Source organism: Bacillus timonensis (genome assembly GCF_004799755.1).
Taxonomy (GTDB): Bacteria; Bacillota; Bacilli; order Bacillales; family Bacillaceae_L; genus Ferdinandcohnia; species Ferdinandcohnia timonensis_A.
On sequence record NZ_SLUB01000055.1, the window covers coordinates 1 to 24,409 of the forward strand.

Sequence of the window (24,409 nt, forward strand, 5' to 3'; positions counted from 1 at the left end):
AGATGTGTATAAGAGACAGAGTCTATACAACCTATTATAAATAAATATTTTGAAAATTAATAATAAAACTTTTCGAAATGTGCAAAACGCTATTAGTTATAGAAAAAATTCTTTGCGGTGCCTTTCCGAAATAAAGAAGTGCAAAGAATTTTTGCTCTAAAACCCGATTTGAGCCCTTTTAATAATCTCTGCAAAAGTCTAGGTTAAACAACTCTGGGAAATAAATTATTCTTCTCTAATTCGAGTGTTATTTCGAAATAACATCGAAATTTCATCCTTTTTTACATAAAAAAAGCATGAGGACATCATCTCCTCATGCTTTCTAGAATCCTCTTCCCCCACCGCCAGATCTGCCGCCACCGCCGCCGGAAAAAGAGCCTCCCTCACTATTTGTGTTACGCTGAATTTTTTGCTGTGTAATGCTTGTGTTGTAATGTCGATCCATTTTATTTGTTACAGTAAAAGAATTGGATTCTAAATAAGTACTGGCAGTTGTTGTGGAACGGCCTCTATTGTACATCGCCATAACTCCAACCGAAATGACTCCAACCCCGATCGCGATTGCAAAATAGATTAAGAGTTCTTTAACTAATTCCCCCTGTGAGCTACCTGAAGAAGATGAATAAGAAGGATCTGTTTGTGCGTAACCTCCATCTCCAGTTGAGGATGAACCTTCTGGAATTCCAGCATTCATCGTTGCTTCTAAATCGGACAAGAAGGTTTTCGCACTTTCACCAAAAGAACCCTCTGTTAGATATGGATAGACGCGGTCAAGAATGTCCTCAACGGTATAGTCCGGAAAGTAATCAACAATCCGGTCCCTCGTAAAGATATACACTTCACGGTTATCCATATCAATTAAGTATAAGATTCCATCCTCTGTCTCACCGTAACCGAATCCATGACTGTCATAAAAATCACTTGCATACTGTCTTGCTGATTTTCCTTCACTGTTATTGGTGGTGACAATCCGAATATCCATCTGGAATTGTTCCGTTAATTTACTAGCTTGTTCCTGTAATTCTACTAGCTCTGTTTCTGAAAATAAATTCGCTTGGTCAAAAACAAATTCAGTGTTAGCAAATGCAGCAGTCGCAAAAGTTAACATGATCAGAAGGAAAAATGGTAGAATGATAACTTTTTTCTTTACCATAAAAATAACCCTCCTACTGACAAGACTGCAAAAACACTTGCTGAGATCATCCCAAACCACTTACTCGCTCTTCCAATACTAATAGGCAAGTTCCCGGCGATTTTTCCGGTTTGACCATTCATCGCAAAGACATAGGTCTTTCCTTTAAATTGATACGTAAACATCCAAACTGGTAATAATACGTATCTAGCTTTCACACCTGATAGCCTTACATTTGTATTATGAATGGAAACCGAGCTGTACCCATGAATAGTCCCCTGGAGTAACGTTCCTAAATTTTCACGGAGGAGACTAGAAATCCTGCCATAAACGTCATTCTGGTTCATATCATACTTTTCTGCAAAGAAACCAGACAAATAGGACATTGAAAAATCGGTTAAATCATTATAATCATAGGGTTCAAGAATGGTCATCAGTTCATCATCCATTTTCTTAGAACCGTCAGCTGGTACATCGTGAAATTTTGCTTTTCCTTCCCGCATGACCTTATAATACTTTGTTTCGGTATACCTTGTATCCCCTCTAGTATATGTTCTGACTCTTCTAGCTTCACCTTCAACTTTTCCAGAAGTGTTACTATCAAACAACCAAAATGGAACATAGATTCCTGATAATTTTTCTAGCTGTGAATTTGAAGTGAAAAACTTAGGGAGTAGTGGTTTCCCTTTACACCATTTTACAAATAATTCTTCCGCTTTTTTACGATCAATTTTAAAAGGAATGACCTTTTCAGGACGGAATTCTCCTTCTAACTGTCTAGGGATAATCGTTGGATTATGACAATAATAGCAAAAGGTTGCTGCAGTGGTGTCATCGGTTACGATTTCTGCTCCACAACTGCTACACGTATAGCCTGTTGCTTTCTCGTTAAATTCTTGATCCAATTCCTTTGCTTGGTGTAGAGCATCTTCACTTGATTCCGCTTCTTCGTCAGCCTTTTCGTTATCAATAAAATTCTTGACATCTTCTTCTGTGAATTCGCTTAAGCAATAATCACAGGTCCAGTTTTGGGTGTCCGCTTTAAATGCTAATGGTCCACCACAGTTGATACATTTATATACTACAACCCCCAACCACTATCACCTCTTCTTCTTTTGTATATGGTTGATTAATGCTCAAAACGCGTTCCGCATTCTGGGCAGAATTTTGCGTTTTGGTTAGTCGGTTTAAAGCCACAATTTTGACATGTAAGTTCTTCAGGCTTTTTACTGCCACAGTTTGAACAGAACTTCCCGCTATTTTCTTGGCCGCATTGGCATTTCCATGTGTCTTTTTTAGCTTCCTGTTTTGGTGAACCACATTCTGAACAGAAGTTACCCGTATTCGTATGTCCACATGAGCATTTCCATTGATTTGGATTTACCGTCGTTTGTTGATTTTGCTGTTGCTGTGCTTGTTGCTGCATTTGCTGACGATTGGTTTCAGAAGCAGCACCCATAAAACCGCTACTGCCTTGCATTCCCATACCCATACCTAAAAATCCTTGCATAGAACCACCTTCATTTGATCCAGCAGCTTCCAATCCTCTTGCAATCGCGCCTTGAACATACCCTTCACGAACAGATGCGTCCTGAAGCATAGCACCTTGGTTTCTCATGTTTATGAGCTTTTGTGATTCCTGATCATACGTAATGCTGTTGATGCCGACTGATTCGATCTGCATCCCGCGCATTCGGGTCCAATCTTCATCAAGGACTTCTGCCATGTATTTTGCAAGCTCCATCCCTTTTGAAGTGACATGTGAAATTCGAATGCCATCTGCGGACATTTTATTGATAGCAGTCTGTAAGGCATTCATATATTCAGATAAATATTGGCTATTAATGTCATTGATATCGACGTTCGATTTATTTCGTGGAATGGCTTCCATGTAAAATTTGATAGGGTCAACAATTTTAATTGAATAGGTCCCATGAGCACGCAAAAATAATTCAGCGTTATAAAAATTATCAAAGTAATTGATTGGGTTACGCGTACCAAATTTGATTCCCTTGATTTCCTGAAGATTGATAAAATATACCTTTTGCGATGTAGATGGCACACCGCCAAATTTAAAACGATTGAAGGTTTCGTGTAATGCTTCTTCAAATTGACCATTAAATAAGGATGGCTGTGAAGAGTTTACAACTTGGTAATAGCCTTCTTCTGCTGTATAATCAATAATTTTTCCGCTATCAACTAAAATCATAAATTGATTTGGGTATACATGAATGATTGATCCATTGGTAATGGTTGAATCTGTCCCTTTAAAGTTTTGATTCCGACGATCTTTTGCACGTACTTTTACACCAACCGACATGACGGTCGTATCACTCATCTCTTGTGGTTCAATTACCTCAAGCCATTGATCTGCTAAGTTTCCTGTTACTGCACCAACTGCTGCTTTAATAATTCCCATTGATAACCCCTCCTGCGAAAAGCTAAAGTCTTGTAACGATATATACTCATGATATCAGTTTATAGTTCTACTGTAATGTGCCAGTTACTATTGTAATACGATTTTAATAGGCAAATGGTTTCATTTTTTATGGTTCTTTGTGACAGTGGGAAAAGATTACAAAGAAAAACCGGATGGGAACTCCCAGCCAGTTTTTTATAATCCCTTTATCCATCTTCCCGCCATCTCAATCCAATTCTCGATCTCTGGCTGGATATGTTCCATTCGTCCATTTGATTGTGTTTCCTCCGTACCCAGAGATAAACCGTGGACACCTTCAGGATAAATATGCATTTCGAGCGGGACATTGTGTTTCAATAAGCTTTGTGCAAATAACATACTATTTTCCACTGGGACAGCAGCGTCTGAAACCGTATGCCATAAAAAAGTCGGTGGAGTTTCGTTTGATACTTGGTTTTCCAAGGATAAAAAGTCTCTACTATATTGATCTTCGAATTTAGCTCCTAATAATGCTTTGAAGCTACCTTCATGTGCATGAGGGCCAGAAGAAATAACAGGATAGCTTAAAATTAATCCATTTGGTTTTATTTGCTCTTTTGAATATGTGAGTTGTTCTGTTAGAAACTCTCTATTCCAGAAAACGCCTAAACTTGCTGTTAAATGCCCACCAGCCGAGAATCCCATGACAATGATTTTATCGGGATCTACGTTCCAGTTTTCAGCCTGATCGCGAATTAAGCCAATCGCTCTTGCCAATTGACCTAAGGATGTTGGAAAAACGGTTGGTTCTACACTATACCTGAGAATGCTTGCGTGAAATCCTTTACTGAGCATTTGTATAGCAACCGGTTCCGCTTCACGGTCAGATGTATGGACATAGCCACCACCAGGGCAGATGACAATCATGGGCCTTTTACGGTCTGGGTCAATACTTGGTGAATTATCTAGGATATACGTGTATAACTCCGCTTTTTCGTCGTTATGTAGTATTTCATACTTTTCATGAATCATTCTTTTCTCACCTCATATGAATATTCTACCTATATAAGTTCGACCTTTTTTGTTAACTTCCTTCAGGTCAAGTAAAAAAGGCGAGGTCTCTTTTTTCACAATAAACTTTTGAATGATTCTCTTATGACGTCACCACGGCTAATAATTCCAACTAACCTGCCATCTCTTTCAACAGGGAGTTTCTTGATATGCTTTTTTCCAAGAATAGCTGCAATATTTTCCACATTTTCGTTATAAGCTATCTTTAAAACAGTTGTTTTGGCAACCTCCATTACGTTTAGTTCAAGTAATTTCTTGGCTCGTTCCTCATAATCATCCTGATCCTTAATGACCGCCATATAATCAAATGTGTTTATCATAATGTCTTTATGTTTTCCGATAAAACGCATGATGTCACCATCACTGATATAGCCGATTATATGATCATTATTATCGATTACAGGAAGCCCACTTATTCCGTATTGAATAAATTTCTCAACGACAGTTTGGACCGTGTCCGTATTCTTTGCGGTGATTACATCTCTTTTCATGATATGTTGTGCCTGCAAATGAATCCTCCTCTTGGTACTATTATCCAATCTTAGTTTGCCAGATCTATTCATTTTTATTTAAAAATAAAAATAAGGCTGGAAATCCAGCCTTATTCATAGCGTAAAGCATCGATTGGACTAAGCTTGGAAGCTTTGTTTGCAGGTAAGATTCCAAAGATGATACCAATAAATGCGGAAAATCCAACTCCAATTAGTACGATAAGTGGACTGACGCTCGCAGAAATGGGTGAATAAATCGAGACGAGAATGGTTCCTAGTGCTGCAAGTCCAATTCCAATCAGCCCTCCTAACAAAGTTAAGGTCATCGATTCAATTAAAAATTGAAGCAAAATACGTCCGCGTGTTGCACCAAGTGCTTTTCGCAAACCAATTTCCCTTGTTCGTTCAGTAACGGAAACGAGCATAATGTTCATCACGCCGATTCCACCTACTAATAAGGAAATCCCTGCAATACTTCCGATTACCAAGGTCATAATGGTCAGAACGGTATCCACTTCTTGTTCATATTCAGAAAAGTCGTTTACTGTATACATCCCGTCTTCAAGCTTTTTGGCTCTTGTTAACGTATCAGCGGCAGAGCGCCCAATTTCAGATATTCGTTCGGGATCATCTGCAATAATAGCTAAGCGCTCGATTTCTCGATTTCCAAACATCATCGAAATAACACCTCGTGGCATGAGCATTTCGCCTGATTCATTGTAACGATATTGTTCAGGGATTGGTGATTCATAGATACCGACCAACTTATATGGATTCCCATTAAGGTCGACAATCTCACCGATAACATCTTCTTTGTCTTTAAAGAATTTTTCCCTTGCTGCAGTATCAATCATTACGACACGATTTCTTCCGTCGTTGTCGCGAGCATTGATTGGTCGACCCTCAACAATTTGAATATCACGTGCTGAAAAGAATTCAGGTCCAACCCCGGTAATTTCCATTTCGCCCTGTTTATCATTGTAAGTCATGGGTCCCCAGCCTTGGTTAGTGGCGATTACAGCTTTTACACCAGGAACTTGGGAAAGAGTTTCAACATCTTCAGAGGTTAATTCAGGTTCCACCCAGAACATCTCAGACTCTTCTTCCCCTTCTTGAGGCATTGGCTGATACCAAATATCAACCGCATTTTTTTCTAGGCTAAATAGTTCCTCTGTCATTTTCGTTTTAGCGCCTTGTCCAATTGCTACAATAATAATAACAGCAGCTACACCAATGATAATCCCGAGCATTGTTAAAATAGACCGAACCTTATGATTCCATATCGAGGATAATGCTACTTTGAAGCTTTCCATTAGACTCATAGACTTCTCCTCTGATCATCCGTTATCAGCCCGTCTTTTAAGGTGATAACCCTATTTGCATATGCTGCCACTTCTTCTTCGTGGGTAACGATGATGACGGTTCTACCTTCTTTGTTTAGTTGAACCATTAGTTCCATGATTTGTTCACTCGTTTTGGAGTCAAGAGCACCAGTTGGTTCATCCGCTAACACTATTGAAGGATTATTTACAAGCGCTCTTGCAATCGCCACCCTTTGTTTTTGACCACCTGAAAGCTGGTTTGGTAAATGTTTGACCCGGTCCCCAAGCCCCACTTTGTCCAACATTTGTTGAGCTCTTTCGGTTCGTTCCCGCTTCGGTACTCCTGCATAAATTAGTGGAGATTCGACATTTTTAAGTGCGTTATGCCTTGGCAACAGAAAGAATTGCTGAAAAACGAAACCGACATGTTCGTTTCGTAATTTTGCAAGCTTGTTATCCTTGACCAACCCAATTTTCTCGTCATTTAATTCAAACGTACCTGAAGTTGGAGAGTCTAGAAATCCAATAATATTCATTAAAGTGGATTTTCCTGAACCAGATGGACCCATAATGGCAATGAATTCCCCATCTTCAATTGTTAAATCAATTCCATGTAGAACCGGCACCTCAAGTGCACCATTTCCATATATCTTTGTAATCTTACTCAACTTCATCAAAGGAGGTCACTTCCATTCCGTCGAACATTCCTTCGTATGGTGTTAAAACAACAAGTTCATCCTTTTGAACACCTTCTGTCACTTGGATAAATTCATCATTCATCGAACCAGTTTGAACTTCTCGTCTTTGTAAGAGTCCGTCGGCTAACACATATACAACGGCTACTCCACCTTCGTCTAAAATAGCAGTATGTGGGATTACAGGGAGAATTTCAGTTCCGGGAATGCGTACTTCAAGTGAAACATGAAATCCTTGACGTAGTTCAGATGTGTCGTCTGTGATTCCCACCTTGAAAGGGTACATCGTGACATTTCCGCCACCACCCATTCCATAAAATTCACCTTCACCGCCACCACCATTGTCATTTGGAAAATGGGAAACGGATTCGACGACACCTTTCCATTCGCGATCCTTATAAACCTTTGGACGCACAATGACTTCTTGTCCTTGTTGGATTTTAACTGCATCGAACTCACTCATTGTCCCAATAACTTTATAAGGACTATTAGAAATGATATGTATAACAGGCTCATTTGCACCCGCTTCGGTAGCGGCCACATTTTTATTGACTTTAACTATGATTCCGTCAATTTTACTGACAACGGTCATTTCTTTTTTCTGATTTGTAATTTCTGTGATTCGTTCATTCGCTGCTGTAATTTCGGATTTCGTATTTTCATATTGTAGCTCCATTTGTACCTTTTCACTTATAAGCTGGTTCACATCTTCAACTGGAACTTCTACTACCTGTTCTGGTTCTGTGCCTTCTTCAGTTTCTTTAGAATCCGTTTTTGGTTTGTTTTTTTGAGCGGCAAGAGCTTTTTTTGCTTCTTCAATGCGTTTATTAAGTGCCGCAATTTGGTTTTGTTCGGTTTTTGCTCTTGTCTGGATTAAGTCTCTTTCTCTTGTTGCACGAGCTAGCTCTGTATCTAGCTTTGAAGAATCATAGACAAACAGCGGGTCTCCAGCTTTTACAGTTTGATTCTCCTCTACTTTATATTCATTGATTTCTCCATGCTCTGGATTTAAGAAAACCTTCTGCTCGCCTTCCGGTACGATTTCACCCGTTACTAAAATCGTTTCGATAAGTTCTTGTTCTTTTGCTTTTTGTACCATTACATTTACTTCTTCCATTTGATTTCCTACCGATGCAACGCTCCGCTCTTTCAGTAAGAAGGCAGCTGCCCCACCCGCGATTGCCAAGACACCTACAATCGACAAGATCCAAATTAAAACCTTCTTTTTCTTCACCATATTTCCCCCTATTGTTTTCATTTCCTTGGGTAAATTATGAATCTCTCTATCTACTAATTTTTGTTTTACAAAGTTGAATGTGATTAAAAATATCAAATTTAACCCTAAATATTAAGACGGCAAAGATTGGCAAAAGGTTTCATTTTTTTACAAATATGATAAAAAGATTACAAAAAAAGACCAACTAGGAAAGACCTAGTTGTTTGATAGTTAATATTTTTTTGCAAACTAACCCCATTTTTTTGGACAAACAGTAATACGTTCCAGAGTTTTTCATAAAATGTATAAGTTGTATTTCTTTGTAGATGGAGTGAATGCATTTGAATGTAACAATTTTATTTAGCTATATTCTTTTAGGTTTGACCCTAGCCGCTCCTATCGGTCCGGTTAATTCTGCACGCTTAGATAAAGGAATTAAAAATGGATTTTGGCATGCCTGGGTGGTGGGCTTCGGTTCAATGATTGCCAATGCTATCTTTATGTTAATCGTTTACCTAGGACTAGTTCATTTCCTTGAAATGCCACCGGTACAAGTGTTTTTGTGGTTATTTGGTGGCTTTATTCTACTTTATTCAGGTATAGAAAGTATGCTTGGGGCTCATTCACTTGAACTTGAATATAACCGTGACAAAGAGCCCCTATTAAAATGCTTTTTAACAGGGTTTATTATGTCAATTACAAGTCCGTTATCCATTCTATTTTGGCTCGGAATCTATGGATCTGTTTTAGCTAAAACAGCACAAGAAAATGGAACGGGTGATTTGCTAATTTATAGCTCTATGATTTTTCTTGGCTTGACCCTGTGGGATCTTTTTGTGGCAGCACTTACAACCGTATTTCGTAAGTTTCTTAATAGTATAGTCCTCATTTGGATTTCTGTTTTATCTGGTTTATCTTTAGTAGGCTTCGGGGTTTATTTTGCCTATCAGGGTATCAAGACTTTATGGGGATAAAAATATAGACACAAAAAAGTAGCCGTTAAGCTACTTTTTTGAAAATACATGCATGATTTATCCTCTTCTTCTTGGTCGCTCGAAATAGCATTCATTACATATGGCAAACGAGAATCCAATCGGAAGGTTTTTACCGCACCGTTTACAAACTCTTTTAGTTGGCTGAATTCCTGATTTTAAGTGTTCATGTACTTTTTCACTGATTTCTTCTCGCACTCTTTCCCAATAAAGTGCTTCCGTCTGCTTTCCTAATTTATAAAGGAATAACAAATGAAGACCTACTGCTTTATAAGAGAGTTCGAGCTCCTCAAGTCCAGATTCCTTTAAAATTGGATCTGGCAAGGGTACTCCATCGACAATCGCCTCAAGCGTTTTCTTCCACTGCGCTCTTAGTGAAGGTTCATTTGATGAAAATGGTAAATGTAAAAAACCGTATAGGTCCGGTAATGACAGCTTTGCCTCAATGATGGTATCTTCAACCAATTCATACAGCATTCGTTCCTCGTAAAGGGTTGCCTTTTTTGTACCCTCTGGACTTTTAAATTGATCCCAAAGGTAGAAGAACATTCTCATTTTTCGCGAGTATTTTTGGAAACGTTCCAGAACCGCGTTCGTTGGTGCAATTGCAAAGCCTCGAAGTGGTTCATCCGCTTGCTCCAATAGACGTGTCATTGTCTTGAAATCACTTGTAAACGCGACCTTCCCAATATCGTAAATTCCTCGTCTTCCTGCACGTCCTGCAATTTGCTTCACTTCCTGAGAGGTTAACAATCTTCTTCTCGTTCCGTCAAATTTATCATTTTCTAAAAAAACAATCCGTCGAATTGGTAAGTTTAATCCCATTCCGATTGCATCAGTAGCTACTATTACAGTTGTTTCACCGTTATTGAATCGTTCAATCTGCTTTTTCCTCGTTTCTGGAGGCATACTACCGTAGATCATACTTACCCGACGGCCACTTCTTTGTAACTCAGAAGCCGTTTCAAGCACTCTTCTTCTTGAAAAACAAACAAGTGCATCACCTTTTGTTGTTTGATTCAATCGAAATAACTGGGGCTCCACTTCTAATGGCACATCCCGATGGTATTCGTGCACCTCTACATTTGAGTTTCCAAGCAACTGAAGGATCATCCATTTTGCATGAAAGCTACAAATAATATGAACCTCTTCTGCATTTGCATTTGTAATAGCTTTATACCACGAGAAGCCACGGTCTTTATCAGAAATCATTTGTGCTTCATCAATTACAATAATTTCATAAAAGTCTTTTTCTCTTAGCATTTCAACCGTTGCTGAAAGATGATTTGCTCCCTCTACAACCTTTTCTTCCTCACCTGTTTTTAAATTACAAGGTACGCCTTCATTGTTCAATTTCTCAAAAACTTCGAGTGCTAATAATCGTAATGGAGCTAAATAGATCCCGCTATTTGCTTCTTTCATTCTTTGAATGGCTTGAAAGGTCTTACCAGTGTTGGTTTCTCCAACATGTAGAACATATCGGATATTTCGTCCAGGAGATAAATGATAGGCCTGTCCGAAAATATTTTCAATCATCCTTTGTTCTTCTTCTTTCTGGCGTCTAAGTTCCTCTTTTTCCTTTTCAACTCGTTCTTTTCGCTCGGTAATATTTCGTTCGAATATTTCTTTATGAGTGTCCAAATCAAAGGGGATATCAATCAACTTCACAAGATCAGACACATATTCCTCTAAGATATCCTCAAATAAATCATCGCGAACATCTAGAAAGTACTCATAGGCCACTTCCTGTAAAAATGCATCAGATAATGGTTCCTGGTAGCTAATTTCGCATTCTTCAAACAAATGTTCTGGTAAGTGGGATTTTAGCCAGTTAGGACCAAAATCCATGAGTTGATGTAAAATGAGATCTTCATATTGCTCGATCAAATTTTCCTGGTAGAAATAACGGTTATGAGCGAGTTCTGTTTCTTTATATAAATAAGAAGCAAAGGTGATATCATCTGAGGATAAAACCATTCCTTTTTGATCAATTTCAATGGATAAATGGCTACCAAGTAAATATCGAATTCTTAGGTATAGTTCCTCGTAGTTTTCACTTAGGATCTCGTTAAGATAAAAATTGAGCTTAAGAATGAATTTTCTCCTTTTTTCTCTCTCTTCTTGTTTCTTTATCCTAGCTTCATAATTTGCTCTTGCAGATTGATATGCTTCGTTCCATTCATTTTGTTGTTTTGCATATTTATCATCAAGCCATGAGAAAAAGTCAAAAGGCTCGATATCGCGAATCTCTGTTCGGAATAATTTATTAAGCAACTTTTTAGCAACGCCTTCTACATCAAAGCCGCGTTCCTCTAAATAAGCTTTTTTATCTGAAAGAGGTGCTTGCACCGCAGTATTCAGCCAAGCATTTAGCCAGAGCTGATCGATAAAAGACCCGCGTTCACGTACATATTGTTCATAAGTAGGAATCGTTTCTTTTTGTTCTAAATAATGCTTTATATCATCGACTATCATCTGTTTTGCGCGTTCGACTGCTTGATGATAGTACTGTTCGAGTTGAATGCTCATTAATTTGCTCCTTGCCACATGACGTATTGATTTTAGTTTATATAAGACTGATAAAAATTATTATGTATATAGGATGATATTACCACATCCACAGGCATATACAGTCTGATACAATTTTAAGGATAAAGCAACAGGAGGACAGCATCTTGAAAAAACGATTTATCATCCTACCTCTTTTATTGGTTGTGATATTTTTTGTTGGATTATTAACAGGTAAGATATTATCAAACGAAAATCAACCTGAAAATAAATTGACAAAGAATGCACCGCAATCTTCCAAAACACCTGTACCTAAAAAAATGCCGAAACTGGATAAAACGCAGTCAAAGGTTTTAATGGGGTATATCCAGGATTTTCGTGATCCAAATCAAATCGATTATTCGAAACTTACGCATATTATCTTTTCATTTGTACATCCAACAAAGGATGGTCAAATTCTTTTTACAGGCGATCACGCAGTAAACAATCTTAGAAAAATGGTAACAAATGCACATAAACATCAAACGAAAGCAATGCTTGCTGTTGGTGGTTGGTTCCATATGAACGGCGGCGAATCGTATGATTATTTTTCAGCTGCACTCTCAAATGCCAATTCTCAAACAAAGCTCGTCAATGAGTTAATTGGAGTAGTGGAAAGAGAAAATCTGGATGGTATTGATATTGATTTTGAACATCCACGTACTGATGCGGATGCGAAGAATCTTCATCAGTTTATTAAAATTCTAGGTGATAAGCTTCATGCCAATAACAAGGAATTATCAATTGCTGTACACTCAAAAATTCATGGACAAACTTTAACAGAGCTTGGATATGTAAAATATGAGCCGGCGATGTTTCAATATGTAGACCATGTCAACATTATGGCTTATGATGGCCAATGGGATGGCGGCTATCATGCCGAGAATCTATCCCCCTATCCATTTACGGAGAGTATTGTGGACTATTGGTCAACGTTGTTTGATTCCCACAAACTCCCTAAGAACAAACTTGTTTTAGGTGTTCCGTTTTATGGGCAACCGGCTGATTCAACTATCAAGCCTGTTTCTTATGAAGCGATTATTGAAAACAATCCAAAAAATGCCGTAAAAGATACCGTTAATATGAATGGTACAACCTATTATTATAATGGCCAAACAATGATGACAAGAAAGACAGAACTTGCCTTAAATCACGGTTTTGGCGGGATGATGATTTGGGAGCTTGGTTTAGATGCAAAAGGATCAAACAGTCTAACCAATTCACTATATGAGTCTATAGCAGCAACAAGCATAAAGAATTATTATTCGTTGAAGAAGTAAAATAGATGTCATGTTATTTTGTTTTTCAACCATCCTAAAAGGTGGAGGTGAAAAACAATGGCAAATCGTAATCCGGTTGAATTTACAGGTAAAGTGTTAGATAAACGGAATACCTTAACAGTTCCTGATGATGAACACAAAGTAGGACACCCAAAACGTCCGCAAAATGTTCCGATAAATAAACAAAAATAAAGACAAAAAGTGATTCGCTGAGAATCACTTTTTTTTAGGATGAAGTAATTTGCCCTCCATTCACATGAATCGTTTGACCGGTAACAAAGCGAGAATCGTCAGATGCCAGATACACATAGGCTGGAGCTAGCTCAAATGGCTGTCCTTGTCTATCCATTGGATTTCCTGCAAGCGTAACTTGATCTGGAGAGAAACTCGATGGAATGAGTGGTGTCCAAACCCGGCCTGGTGCAACCGCGTTAACTCGTATCCCTTTTTTCACAAGATTATTAGCAAGTGCTCGTGTAAATCCAACAATTGCTGCTTTCGTCATCGAATAATCAATCAGTTGGTCATTTCCATAGTAGGCCACAACAGAAGCTGTATTAACGATCGAGCTTCCTGCTTTTAAATGCTTTAATGCAGCTCTTGTTGTATAAAAATGGGAATAGACATTAACTTTAAACGTATCATCAAACTGCTCATCTGAAATATCAAGCAGACTGAGTTGTTGGAATTGAATGCCGACATGGTTCACAAGAATGTCAAGCTTACCGAAGAATTGAACTGTTTTTTCAACAATATCTGCACATTTTTGCTTTTCTCGTAAGTCTCCAGGTAAAAGCAAACAACGCTGACCAATTTCCTCAATCCTTGCTTTTGTTCGATTTGCATCCTCATGCTCATCTAAATAAGAAATCGCCACATCTGCTCCCTCTTTTGCAAATGCAATTGCGCATGCAGCACCAATTCCGCTATCTCCACCAGTGATTAATGCCACTTTCCCTTTTAGCTTTCCGCTTCCTTTATACTGTGGATTTTCAATTATAGGCTGTGGTACCATTAGGCCTTCAACACCTGGCTGGCGATATTGCCGCTGCTCCGGTACCGTCAAGGCTACATCCTTATACTCTGTAATTTTTCCATAATTCGGATGCATGGGGTAATTTTGATTCTCTCTATAGCTAGACAAAGGTATACCTCCTGTAAACTCAATATGCTTTAGTCTATGAAGGTCGCCCGGAACAGTGATAAAAAGAGACGGGCTCAACTTCTAGAAAACCTGAATAAGCTAACAACGAATCACCAAGGAGGTTAAACCGATGCGATATTATTACAATCCGGAAGTGAAATTCTTACTCATGAATGAATCAAAAGAACGTATTCAAGTACATTATTTAAATCACTGTTATGAACTACCTCAAATTGGAGTCAGGCCACCCTATTACTATAACCCTCGTTATGAGCATCAGTATCCGCTCATTTAAAAATTCCATAATCGGGGATATTAAATCTTTAAGGAGGGATCCCCTACGATGGAAAATAACGATGGTTACCAGCATACCTTATTGAATGAAAATCCAATACGTGAACGAATGAGAAAAAGGAATGCCACAGATTTTAGTAGTTCATCCTTAAGAAGGATTGCACTTGCTCAATTAAGCCGAAAACGCTAAAAAACGTTAGGGATAAAAATCCCTAACGTTTTTACCTTATACGATTGCAAATTGTAGCTCTTCATACAGTTTTATATATTCCTTTGATGAGGCTTTCCAGCTAAAATCAAGACTTAATGCTTTTTCTGATAACTCTTTCCATTTCTTTGGCTGGAAACGATATAACCAAATTGCACGTTCGATTGTATATAACATGTCATGTGCATTGTAATTGGTGAAGCTAAAGCCATCCCCTTGACCGGTAAATTCATTGTATGGTTGAACGGTATCTTTTAGTCCGCCTGTTTCTCTAACAAGTGGCAGTGCACCGTATCGAAAGGCAAGTAATTGACCGATTCCACATGGTTCAAACTGTGATGGCATTAAAAACAAATCGGAACCTGCATAAACTTTTCTGGAAAGTGCTTCATCAAAAAAGATATTCGCTGATACTTTTGTTGGATAGCGGTATGCTAATTCACGAAAGGCATCCTCATAATGGCTTTCTCCTGTCCCAAGGAGAATAAACTGTACATTTTGGCTTATGATTTCTTCAAATACATGCAAAACAAGATCAATACCCTTTTGTTCAACAAGACGAGTAATCATGGAGATGACAGGGACATCTTCCTTTACGGGAAGCCCAAGATGTTTCTGTAATGCTCGTTTGTTTTCCATTTTTCCATCATACGAATCATAAAAGTGAAACAATGCTTTGTCAGAAGCGGGATTATAATTTTCAAGATCAATACCATTTACAATCCCTTGTAAGTTAGCATCTCGTTTTCGTAAAAAGCCATCCAATTGCTCCCCGTAATAAGCTGTTTGAATTTCATTTGCATAGGTTGGACTTACGGTTGTAAGCGCGTCAGCAAAGGCTAATCCAGCCTTCATATAACTGACATTCCCAAAAAACTCGACACCATCGATATGAAAATAGCGTTCACTTATATCCAGTAGTTCACCTAAAACAGATTTCGGAAAAACTCCTTGATAGCGTAAATTATGAATGGTAAATACCGTTTTTATCCCCTGATAGTCGGGATGGTTTGAATAATGCGCGTGTAACAAGAGTGGAATAGGTCCTGCTTGCCAATCATGACAATGAATGATATCCGGCTTTCTATCGATATACGGGATTGCTTCTAAAACAGCTCTAGAGAAAAAGGCAAACCGCTCTCCATCGTCATAAAAACCATAACTTCCATACCGCTTAAAATAATACTCATTATCTAAAAAATAATAGCTAATGCCATTATAGATTAATTTCTCAATCCCACAATATTGTTTCCGCCATCCTAATGGCACCTCAATAATTCGTTCTAATACTAGCTGGTCCTTGTATTTATCGGCTAAATCACCATATTTCGGCAGGATCACATTTACATGAATTCCTTCCTGTTGTAGAGAGTTAGGTAAAGCTCCTATTACATCCCCTAGTCCGCCTGTTTTAATAAATGGAGCGCACTCTGATGCTGCGAATAATATGTTCATGACCTTCCCCCATTAAATAATCTCCGCTTTTTTTATGACAGTTGGAGTAAATTCTCCAATAATTATTTTTTCAAATGTGACATTCACTTGTTTATCTGTTATCACATTTTCAAGATAGGTTCCTTCGTCAATGACGCATTTTTGCATGATAATGCTGTTTTTGACAGTGGCACCTTTACGAATTTTTACCCCTCGGAAAATAATGCTATTTTCAACCGTTCCTTCAATATCACTGCCGTTTGCAATTAACGAATTGCTGACATTTGAAGTTGTAGCATATTTTACAGGTGGTTCATGCTTTGTTTTCGTGTAGATCTCCCAGTTATCAAAGAAAAACTCCTTAGTTACCTGTGGATTTAAGAATTCCATATTCGTTTTATAATAGCTGGAAATTGAATGAATAAATGGCATATAACCTTTAAAATGATAGCTGTTTACTTTAAGACGTTGTAAATTCGCTTTAACCACATCTCGAATAAAATCGTATTCCCCATTTTCATAGCACTTTGTAATAAGTTCAATTAATAATTTCTTTGAAAAAACAAAGGTTTCTGTACAAACAGGGTCACCCTGTTTTGGACTTGTATAAAGTTCTAGGTTTTTCACGTTGTCATCAGCATCCAGAATGCATTTATGATAGATGGGTTTATCGACAGGCTCTCCATTATAATCCTTATAAACGACTGTAATGTCTGCACCACTTTCTCTATGACTTTTGATGACATCATTGAAATTGATTTTATAAACATGATGCCCAGGAGATAAAATCACAGTGTCCTCATGGGACCGCTTGAAAAATTCAAGGTGATCATAAAATTGCTGGACATCACCAACTATGCTTTTATCCGGGTGGATTGGAGGTAAAATAAACAATCCTCCATTTCTTCGATCAAGGTCCCACTCTTTTCCATTTCCGAGATGATCCATAATGGAACGATATTTATCCTTTGTGAATATGCCAACTTTTTTGATTTGGGCATTAATAAAGTTGGACATTGTAAAATCAATTAGGCGGTATCTTCCACCGAATGGTACAGCTGCCAAACAACGATGCTGGGTTAATTCTTTTAAATATTGTTTATCATTTACTAAATTAATAACACCAATTACTCGTTCCAATCCCAATCGCTCCTCATGTGATATTTAGTTACTTACGGTTAAGGGTCGTACTGTGCTTTCATCTCCAATTAACGTAATGGTCGCATTTGGGTCATCTGAGCCAATATATGCTCCATCAGGAATGCATAAATCACTAGCGATAATGGCTTTATGAATAGTCACATTTTTACCGATTTGAACATTCGGCATGATGACCGAGTCGCGAATAATCGAATTCTCTCCAACCTGTACGTTGTATGAGAGAACTGAGTGATCAACCATTCCTTGCACTATGCAACCTTCGTTGATTAATGACTGAGATATTTCCGCAGTTGGTGATATATATTGTGGTGGATGAGTCGCAATCCCAGTAAAGAATGGCCAACTTGGATCATGTAAATCAAAGCCAGGAGCATCATCATCCAATAAGTCCATGTGAGCCTCCCATAAGCTTTCGATTGTACCTACATCCTTCCAATAGCTATCAAACTGATAGGCATATAACTGATTATTGTCTGCTAGTAATTTAGGAATAATGTCTTTTCCAAAATCATTGGAGGAATGAATATTTCCTTCATCCTCGGTTAAATATTGTTTTAATAACTTCCATTTGAACAAGTAAATCCCCATTGATGCAAGATTGCTTTTGGGATTGGCAGGTTTTTCGTCGAATTCAACAATTTTCTTTTCCTCATTTGTATTCATGATTCCAAAGCGACTTGCTTCTGCCCACGGAACTTCAATTACTGCAATGGTAGCAGCAGCATCTTTTTCAAGGTGGAAGCGAAGCATCTTACTATAATCCATTTTGTAAATGTGATCACCAGATAAAATGAGTACATATTTTGGATCATATTGTTCGATATAATGGATATTTTGGTAGACTGCGTTGGCTGTTCCTTTATACCAATCCCCGCCATTCTTTCCAAGATACGGCGGAAGGACGGTAACTCCCCCATTGTTCCGGTCTAAATCCCAAGGTCGCCCATTGCTTACATAATTATTGAGCACATGTGGGCGATATTGAGTAATGACACCAACAGTATCAATACCAGAATGCGTACAATTACTTAAAGGAAAATCAATAATTCGGTATTTTCCACCAAACGGAACAGCGGGTTTGGCAAGGGTTGTTGTTAATTCCCCCAATCTTGACCCTTGACCGCCTGCTAACACAACTGCAATCCACTTCTTTGACCTCATTTTTTGACGACACCTCTTTTTCTCTTTTTTGTCTCTTTTCTAAAGATACTAATTGCTAAAGGTGGAACTTTAATAGTCATGCTGTATGGCTGATTGTGAGCTGACGTCTTTTCCACTGTTATAGCAGCTGCGTTTATTTGACCAGAACCACCAAAATCGACTGAATCACTATTAAACATTTCTATATAACTCCCTGTTGATGGGACGCCAATACGATAATTTTCATAGACTTCTGAAGAGAAGTTGCAAACGATGATCGAGTAATCACCCTTGCGCTTTCCATGCCTTATGAATGTAATTACAGACTGACCATGGTTATCAGGGTCAATCCATTCGAAGCCCTCTTGTTCATGATCTAGTCTCCACAGACTCATATTCATGTGATAAAAATGTTGGAGCTCTTTGTAATAGGCTTGAAGCTTAGCATGAGAATCATAGTCTAGAAGCATCCAGTCTAGTTCCTCAAGCTCTTTCCATTCGGAAAATTGACCGAATTCTCCACCCATGAAGAGAAGTTTTTTTCCAGGATGGGTCATTAAGTATCCATATAATAAGCGCAAATTCGCAAACTTTTGCCAGTAGTCGCCTGGCATTTTATCTAACAGAGACTTCTTCCCATGAACAACATCGTCATGTGAAAAAGGTAAAATAAAGTTTTCTGAAAACGCATAGAAGAAGGAAAAAGTTAATAAATTATGGTGATAACGTCTATCGGATGGATGCAGTTGCATGTATTTAAGCACATCATTTACCCATCCCATATTCCATTTATAATTAAATCCTAATCCGCCTTCAGAGGTTGGAGCAGTTACAAGAGGGTAATCTGTCGCCTCTTCTGCAATCATTAATACTCCAGGATATCTTTTAAAGATAGCTTCATTTGCTTTCTTAATGAATTCGATTGCTTCGAGATTTTCTTCCCCGCCAAATTGATTAAAAAGCTTTTCTTGTTGCGGATTGTCGTGATTGAGGTAGATTAATGAAGAAACGGCGTCAATTCGAAAGCCATCTATATGGTACACATCCATCCAAAAAGCAAGATTAGAAAGTAAGAAACTATGAATCTCCGGTTTTGTAAAATCAAAGCTGTACGTCCCCCATAATGGTCTGTCGGCACGTTTTGTTTCGGTATGCTCATAAAGAGGAGTTCCATCAAATCTTCCAAGGCCGTGGCTATCACGGCAGAAATGAACGGGAACCCAATCAAGTATGACGCCAATGCCTTTTTGATGGCATTGGTCCACAAAATACATGAAGTCTAATGGATTACCATGTCTACTAGTTACGGAAAAGAAACCAGTTATTTGATAACCCCATGATAAGTCAAATGGATGTTCCATAATCGGCATTAATTCAATATGTGTAAAACCATGTTCCACTACATAGTCAATGACTTCATCCGCAAGTTCACGGTATGTATAAAAACTGTCATCTTCTTTCTTTTTCCAAGAACCAGTATGTAATTCGTAAATTAACATGGGGTTATTGTAAGAATCTGCTTTGTCACGATTGTTTAGCCATTTTTTATCATTCCATTTATATTGGTCAAGTCTCGTTATAATGGATGCTGTGTTCGGTCTAACTTCAGAATAGAATGCGTATGGATCAGCTTTTAAAAACTTTTCACCATTTGCAGTTGTGATTTCGTATTTATAAAGGTCACCCTCTTTTAATCGTGGAATAAATCCAACCCATACACCAGAGTTTGGAATCCTTTCTAGTGGATTAGCATTGCCATTCCAGTTGTTAAAATCCCCAACAACAGCCACGGCCCTAGCATGTGGTGCCCATACAGAAAAACGCACACCGTCTATCCCTTTATGGGACATCACATGTGCACCAAGCATGTTATAACCTTCTATTAGTGTTCCTTCGTGAAATAAATACAGGTCGAACTCACTTGGAAAAAGTTCAGCTTCATTGTCTAGCGTAGAATTCACTTTCACATCCTCCTTTTTATATATGTGAATAGAAAGAAAGTAATACCGAAAATTTATGACATTTGTATAAATTTAAATAAAAAATGATAAGACCTTCGTTTTGGTAATAACTTTCTCTCTTTATTAATTAAATTCGTGGTGAGGGAGAATTATTCCTTTGGCGAATAATGTTTTGTTTTGTCAAATAAGGTAGAATAGTTAAAAAAATATTATTCCAGGTAGAATATTTTTTAAGTAAATGTTGAAAACATTTACAATTAATTGTTGATATATGTGAGATTTTTACTTTTTTATGATGAAATTTGATATTGTGAAATAATGTAAAAAAGCTGCATTTTCGAGGGTTTTGTTATCTTAGAATAATTTTTTAAGTTTTATAATTGCACCTAAAATGATCCATAAAAAAAAGCTGCGTAAGCAGCTTTCTAAGATATCTTTTGTTGTGCGAGATCCTCCATTTTTGTGAGGAAAATATATGACATCGCAACTGACCATGCTAATGGAGTATTACCATTTGGTTGATTGGTTCCACCTACATAGAGCTCAGGAACCTCCCAATTATCTGGCACAATCCGTTTTGTTTTTTCTATATATTCACTTGCTTTGTGGAATTGTCCTAGTTCAAGGTAGCAAAGGCCGAGCCAAGGGAAACCGAAGCACCATTCAGCCTCACTTCCTTCATTATAATACTGATCATTTTCATAGCGAATCACACCATGTGTGCGCTCTAACTTCGAGGAAACGGTTTCAACAATCTTAAGCGCTTGATCACGGTCAACAACCCGGTATGGGAATACAAGGGAAAGCAATGCTAAATCAGTTTCCTTTGTTTCACTTTCACGAGGTAAAAGATTTCGAAGGGCATTTTCTCCCTTTTTGATTAAATCTTCTTTTACATTAACAAGGATTTTTACGGCATTAAGTCCAGCAACACATGCACCAATACTAGAAGCATGAACTTCCATATTCTCTTCCCACATACCATTATCCTTTGCTTGCCAATATTGAAGGCATTCTAGATAATCAACGAGCTTTTGAACGATTTCAATATCCTTTTTGTCTCGGATTACTTTTTGTCCTAAGCGATATCCTTCACCAACGCCCCATAAAAATGCGCCGATTGCATCATTTTGAGCATGCCCCCATTCGACTGGCATTTCCTTTAGATCAGTAGAGTATCGTGAATGGATGTATTCAAACAAATAGATTGGTTTCTTTTTCCGATGGATATCAATTTTCCACTCATACGTCTTAAACATATCAAATAAAGCATGATAGGCATTTACATATCTATCTGAGGGTTCATTGATAAATGGAAGAACAGTATATACGATATCGCGAATCCATACATAGCTATAATCATTTGATAAACTTGCTGTATAAGCACCATTTGATAAACGCATACGGTCAAGAACCTGAATTGCTTTATTGGTATACATTTCGTATCACCCCATTAGCTTTTTTACTACACATTCATTCTTGACAGAAATCATATCTATAAAACACATTAAAGTCAATTGAGGTCAATTAATAAATGAATAACGTTTATTAATTTATATTCTATAATATGTAAGCACAGCTAAAATGATAACAATTGTCTCCTTTTTGTGTGAAATGCCTACATTTTGTGCATGTCACTGCCGATTATTCTTGTTTCACAAAAAATGTTTCACAGAAAATAAAAAAGACCAAATCCCTTTTTAGTGGTTTTGGTCTTTTCTATAGGTTTATTTTTTCTTGAAAATAGTTGAAATGATTTCGTCTGTTGTCATATTGCTGTTGATTTCAAATGTGCCAAGCTTTAAATATTTTGCAACACCTTTTTTCTCAACTAGGTTTGCAAAATCCCAAGCATTTCCACTAATGATTTGAGCTGAAATAAGTGCTTTTCCGACCTCATAGCTTGTCATTCCTTCGGTTACATTGATCACAGTTTTCTTGACCTCTGGTTCGGCAGGCTCTTCTTTAGGCTCCTCTTTTGGCTCTTCTTTTACCTCTTCTTTTACTTCCTCTTTTACTTCCTCTTTAGGTTGTTCTTGGGCTTTTTCAACTGGATTCTTCGCTTCAGCAATTGCTTGATTCCATTCTTCTTCTGTATGGACAACATAACCTTCTTCAGTTAGAAGGCTTTTAAGCTCTTCAACTGTTGGTTTTTCTCCTGCCTTTGTAGTTGTTGCTTGTGTTGGTCCGAAAAAGTAAACAACCGCGCAAACCACTGCAGCAAGTAAAAGTCCAGAAGCGAAGCTAGTTAATGTTTTAGCGGTCATTTGCTACTTTTCTCCCTTCTGCTTGTTTCATAAAAGGAGAAAGTAAACCTTGGACCTCGATTTCACTTAACTCTTTCTCATTCGCAATGCTTGCTACGGAATAGCCTCTTTTATATAAATCAAGCGCATCACGAAGTAACTCATGTTGTTCCTTATTAGTTGTGTCAATCCCTGCCTGGTTTGCAAGAATTTCATTGTCTAATTCAAGGTTTCGCATTTGCTGTTGTAGCTTATTAATTTCCTCCATAAAACTTACTGAATATAATTCAAGCTCTCGCTGTTCGGCCTTTTTAGCTTTTTTCGTAAGTGTATAGGATAAAATAAGCAATACCGCTGCTACCCCAAATAATATGACTAACGCCCATTCCATCATTGGACATCATCCTTTCCAAGCTTTATATCTTACAACAGATAATTATACAATGAAATAAGACAAATTTCGATTGAATTCGATAAAATACTTCCATGGTCATTCATGATGGAAAAAATTAACGCGGAAAAAGGCGTGGTTTCACGCCTTTTGGCCTATGTACAATAGGCAATTGGTAAATGTTTGATTTTACGAGTAACCAATTATTTTACTCCTAAAAAAATGCCCCATTTTTATAGGGGACATCCGTAAATCAGATTATTCTTTTATAAATTCCTTTGTACTTCTAACGGTATCAATAGGTCGGACATAACTCTCAATAGCTTCACGTTTTGACTCTAAGAATGGTGGTAAAGATAATTTTTCACCAAGTGTTTCGTATGGTTCATCTCCCATAAATCCTGGACCATCTGTAGCAAACTCAAATAGAATTCCAGGTGCCACTCTTGAATAAAGGGAACCGAAGAAGAAACGGTCAACAAAGCCAGAGGTTTGGAAACCGAATCCACGTAAATGTTTGTCCCACTCATTAAGAACTGATTTATCCTCTACTCGAAAAGCAGCGTGGTGAACTGTTCCGAAACCTTGTTGTGCTGGTGGGAGAACCGTGTTGTTTTCGACGACAACTTGAGCTCCATTACCTCCCTCACCTACTTCAAATAAGTGAAATGAGCCTTCTGCTGCAATTTCTTTAAATTGTAATACTTTTTCGAGCATTTCTTTAAAGAAATCAAAATGAGCAGTTCGTACAAATAATGGTCCTAAGCCAGTGATAGCATATTCTAATGGAATGGGTCCTTTTTGCCATGGGGTTCCTGATGGAACACCTTTGTTATTTTCGTCAGAAACTAATTGATATTGTTGATCATCAAAATCAACGAATGATAATGTTTTTACCCCGAATTGCTCTTTCGCACCAAAATGTTTAACATTGAGTCGATCAAAACGTTTTACCCAATAATCGATCGCAGCATCAGTTGGCACACGGAAAGATGTTTTTGAGATTTCATTTGTCCCATGAGTTCCTTTCGGGATTCCAGGAAAATCAAAGAAGGTCATATCTGTACCTGGACTACCTGTATCGTCTGCGAAAAACAAGTGATATGTTTGAATATCATCTTGGTTTACTGTTTTCTTTACGAGTCGCATACCTAGTACATAGGTGAAAAATTCATAGTTTTTTTCTGCACTACTGGTGATTGCAGTGACATGGTGTATTCCTTTTAATCCGTTCATCATTTATGCCTCCAATATAGTTACATGTACTGTCTCTTATACACATCTCC

At 37.8% G+C, this 24,409-nt stretch carries 23 protein-coding genes; 5 read left to right on the forward strand and 18 right to left on the reverse strand.

The features are described from left to right. Positions 1-322 precede the first annotated feature (322 nt). The 8 genes from E1I69_RS20110 to E1I69_RS20145 all read right to left on the reverse strand — a co-directional run bounded on the left by E1I69_RS20110 (position 323) and on the right by E1I69_RS20145 (position 8,346). Complete coding sequence (locus tag E1I69_RS20110) at positions 323-1,153, reverse strand: TPM domain-containing protein (protein WP_136381337.1); 831 nt, start codon at positions 1,151-1,153, stop codon at positions 323-325. Next, positions 1,147-2,226, reverse strand: a complete 1,080-nt coding sequence (locus tag E1I69_RS20115) for a hypothetical protein (protein WP_136381338.1) — start codon at positions 2,224-2,226, stop codon at positions 1,147-1,149. The genes E1I69_RS20110 and E1I69_RS20115 overlap by 7 nt, the downstream gene beginning before the upstream one ends. A 35-nt stretch (positions 2,227-2,261) precedes the next feature. Beyond that, positions 2,262-3,551, reverse strand: coding sequence for an SPFH domain-containing protein (locus tag E1I69_RS20120; protein WP_136381339.1), 1,290 nt, complete (start codon positions 3,549-3,551; stop codon positions 2,262-2,264). A gap of 195 nt (positions 3,552-3,746) precedes the next feature. Next, positions 3,747-4,562 carry an alpha/beta hydrolase gene (locus E1I69_RS20125; RefSeq protein WP_136381340.1) on the reverse strand — a complete coding sequence of 272 codons (816 nt, stop codon included), beginning with the start codon at positions 4,560-4,562 and terminating at the stop codon, positions 3,747-3,749. A gap of 95 nt (positions 4,563-4,657) precedes the next feature. Next, entirely contained in the window at positions 4,658-5,110 is a 453-nt protein-coding gene (locus E1I69_RS20130) for a CBS domain-containing protein (protein ID WP_136381341.1), read from the reverse strand. A 92-nt stretch (positions 5,111-5,202) separates the two neighbouring features. Then, positions 5,203-6,414: an ABC transporter permease gene (locus tag E1I69_RS20135; protein WP_136381342.1), complete on the reverse strand. Its 1,212-nt coding sequence runs from the start codon at positions 6,412-6,414 to the stop codon at positions 5,203-5,205. Further along, positions 6,411-7,091 (reverse strand): ABC transporter ATP-binding protein, encoded by a 681-nt coding sequence (locus E1I69_RS20140; RefSeq protein WP_207308584.1) that lies wholly within the window; start codon positions 7,089-7,091, stop codon positions 6,411-6,413. Before E1I69_RS20140 ends, E1I69_RS20135 begins: the two co-directional genes overlap by 4 nt. Further along, complete coding sequence (locus tag E1I69_RS20145) at positions 7,075-8,346, reverse strand: biotin/lipoyl-binding protein (RefSeq protein ID WP_242634657.1); 1,272 nt, start codon at positions 8,344-8,346, stop codon at positions 7,075-7,077. Before E1I69_RS20145 ends, E1I69_RS20140 begins: the two co-directional genes overlap by 17 nt. Positions 8,347-8,666: 320 nt before the next feature. Between E1I69_RS20145 and E1I69_RS20150 the strand changes: the two genes are divergently transcribed. Beyond that, positions 8,667-9,299, forward strand: coding sequence for a LysE family transporter (locus E1I69_RS20150; RefSeq protein ID WP_207308585.1), 633 nt, complete (start codon positions 8,667-8,669; stop codon positions 9,297-9,299). A 57-nt stretch (positions 9,300-9,356) separates the two neighbouring features. Here the strand turns inward: E1I69_RS20150 and E1I69_RS20155 are convergent, their stop codons facing one another. Then, positions 9,357-11,846 (reverse strand): DEAD/DEAH box helicase, encoded by a 2,490-nt coding sequence (locus E1I69_RS20155; RefSeq protein ID WP_136381346.1) that lies wholly within the window; start codon positions 11,844-11,846, stop codon positions 9,357-9,359. A 146-nt stretch (positions 11,847-11,992) separates the two neighbouring features. On the opposite strand from E1I69_RS20155, the gene E1I69_RS20160 reads away from it, so the two are divergent. Next, positions 11,993-13,144 carry a glycoside hydrolase family 18 protein gene (locus tag E1I69_RS20160; protein WP_165439175.1) on the forward strand — a complete coding sequence of 384 codons (1,152 nt, stop codon included), beginning with the start codon at positions 11,993-11,995 and terminating at the stop codon, positions 13,142-13,144. Positions 13,145-13,201: 57 nt separating this feature from the next. Next, entirely contained in the window at positions 13,202-13,336 is a 135-nt protein-coding gene (locus E1I69_RS25325; protein WP_278186178.1) for a hypothetical protein, read from the forward strand. A gap of 34 nt (positions 13,337-13,370) precedes the next feature. Here the strand turns inward: E1I69_RS25325 and E1I69_RS20165 are convergent, their stop codons facing one another. Further along, positions 13,371-14,255, reverse strand: a complete 885-nt coding sequence (locus tag E1I69_RS20165; RefSeq protein WP_136381356.1) for an SDR family oxidoreductase — start codon at positions 14,253-14,255, stop codon at positions 13,371-13,373. 163 nt (positions 14,256-14,418) lie between these two features. Here E1I69_RS20165 and E1I69_RS24750 point away from each other — a divergent pair, with 163 nt between their 5' ends. Both E1I69_RS24750 and E1I69_RS24485 read left to right on the forward strand, forming a co-directional pair. Next, positions 14,419-14,583, forward strand: a complete 165-nt coding sequence (locus tag E1I69_RS24750; RefSeq protein ID WP_165439176.1) for a hypothetical protein — start codon at positions 14,419-14,421, stop codon at positions 14,581-14,583. A 48-nt stretch (positions 14,584-14,631) separates the two neighbouring features. Next, entirely contained in the window at positions 14,632-14,772 is a 141-nt protein-coding gene (locus E1I69_RS24485; RefSeq protein ID WP_154670423.1) for a hypothetical protein, read from the forward strand. Positions 14,773-14,808: 36 nt separating this feature from the next. Here the strand turns inward: E1I69_RS24485 and glgA are convergent, their stop codons facing one another. The 8 genes from glgA to E1I69_RS20205 form a co-directional block, all read right to left on the reverse strand. Then, positions 14,809-16,245, reverse strand: coding sequence for a glycogen synthase GlgA (glgA, locus tag E1I69_RS20170; protein ID WP_136381347.1), 1,437 nt, complete (start codon positions 16,243-16,245; stop codon positions 14,809-14,811). 12 nt (positions 16,246-16,257) lie between these two features. After that, positions 16,258-17,364, reverse strand: coding sequence for a glucose-1-phosphate adenylyltransferase subunit GlgD (glgD, locus tag E1I69_RS20175; RefSeq protein ID WP_136381348.1), 1,107 nt, complete (start codon positions 17,362-17,364; stop codon positions 16,258-16,260). Positions 17,365-17,388: 24 nt separating this feature from the next. Further along, positions 17,389-18,546: a glucose-1-phosphate adenylyltransferase gene (locus E1I69_RS20180; protein ID WP_136381349.1), complete on the reverse strand. Its 1,158-nt coding sequence runs from the start codon at positions 18,544-18,546 to the stop codon at positions 17,389-17,391. Beyond that, complete coding sequence (gene glgB / locus E1I69_RS20185; protein ID WP_136381350.1) at positions 18,543-20,486, reverse strand: 1,4-alpha-glucan branching protein GlgB; 1,944 nt, start codon at positions 20,484-20,486, stop codon at positions 18,543-18,545. The genes E1I69_RS20180 and glgB overlap by 4 nt, the downstream gene beginning before the upstream one ends. Positions 20,487-20,911: 425 nt before the next feature. Continuing rightward, positions 20,912-21,925 carry a glycoside hydrolase family 15 protein gene (locus tag E1I69_RS20190; RefSeq protein ID WP_136381351.1) on the reverse strand — a complete coding sequence of 338 codons (1,014 nt, stop codon included), beginning with the start codon at positions 21,923-21,925 and terminating at the stop codon, positions 20,912-20,914. A gap of 288 nt (positions 21,926-22,213) precedes the next feature. Further along, entirely contained in the window at positions 22,214-22,753 is a 540-nt protein-coding gene (locus E1I69_RS20195; RefSeq protein ID WP_136381352.1) for an endolytic transglycosylase MltG, read from the reverse strand. Then, positions 22,743-23,126 carry a hypothetical protein gene (locus E1I69_RS20200; RefSeq protein WP_136381353.1) on the reverse strand — a complete coding sequence of 128 codons (384 nt, stop codon included), beginning with the start codon at positions 23,124-23,126 and terminating at the stop codon, positions 22,743-22,745. The genes E1I69_RS20195 and E1I69_RS20200 overlap by 11 nt, the downstream gene beginning before the upstream one ends. A gap of 255 nt (positions 23,127-23,381) precedes the next feature. Continuing rightward, the gene (locus E1I69_RS20205) at positions 23,382-24,359 is read right to left on the reverse strand and encodes a ring-cleaving dioxygenase (protein ID WP_136381354.1); all 978 of its coding nucleotides are present in this window, start codon (positions 24,357-24,359) and stop codon (positions 23,382-23,384) included. Positions 24,360-24,409: the final 50 nt, after the last annotated feature.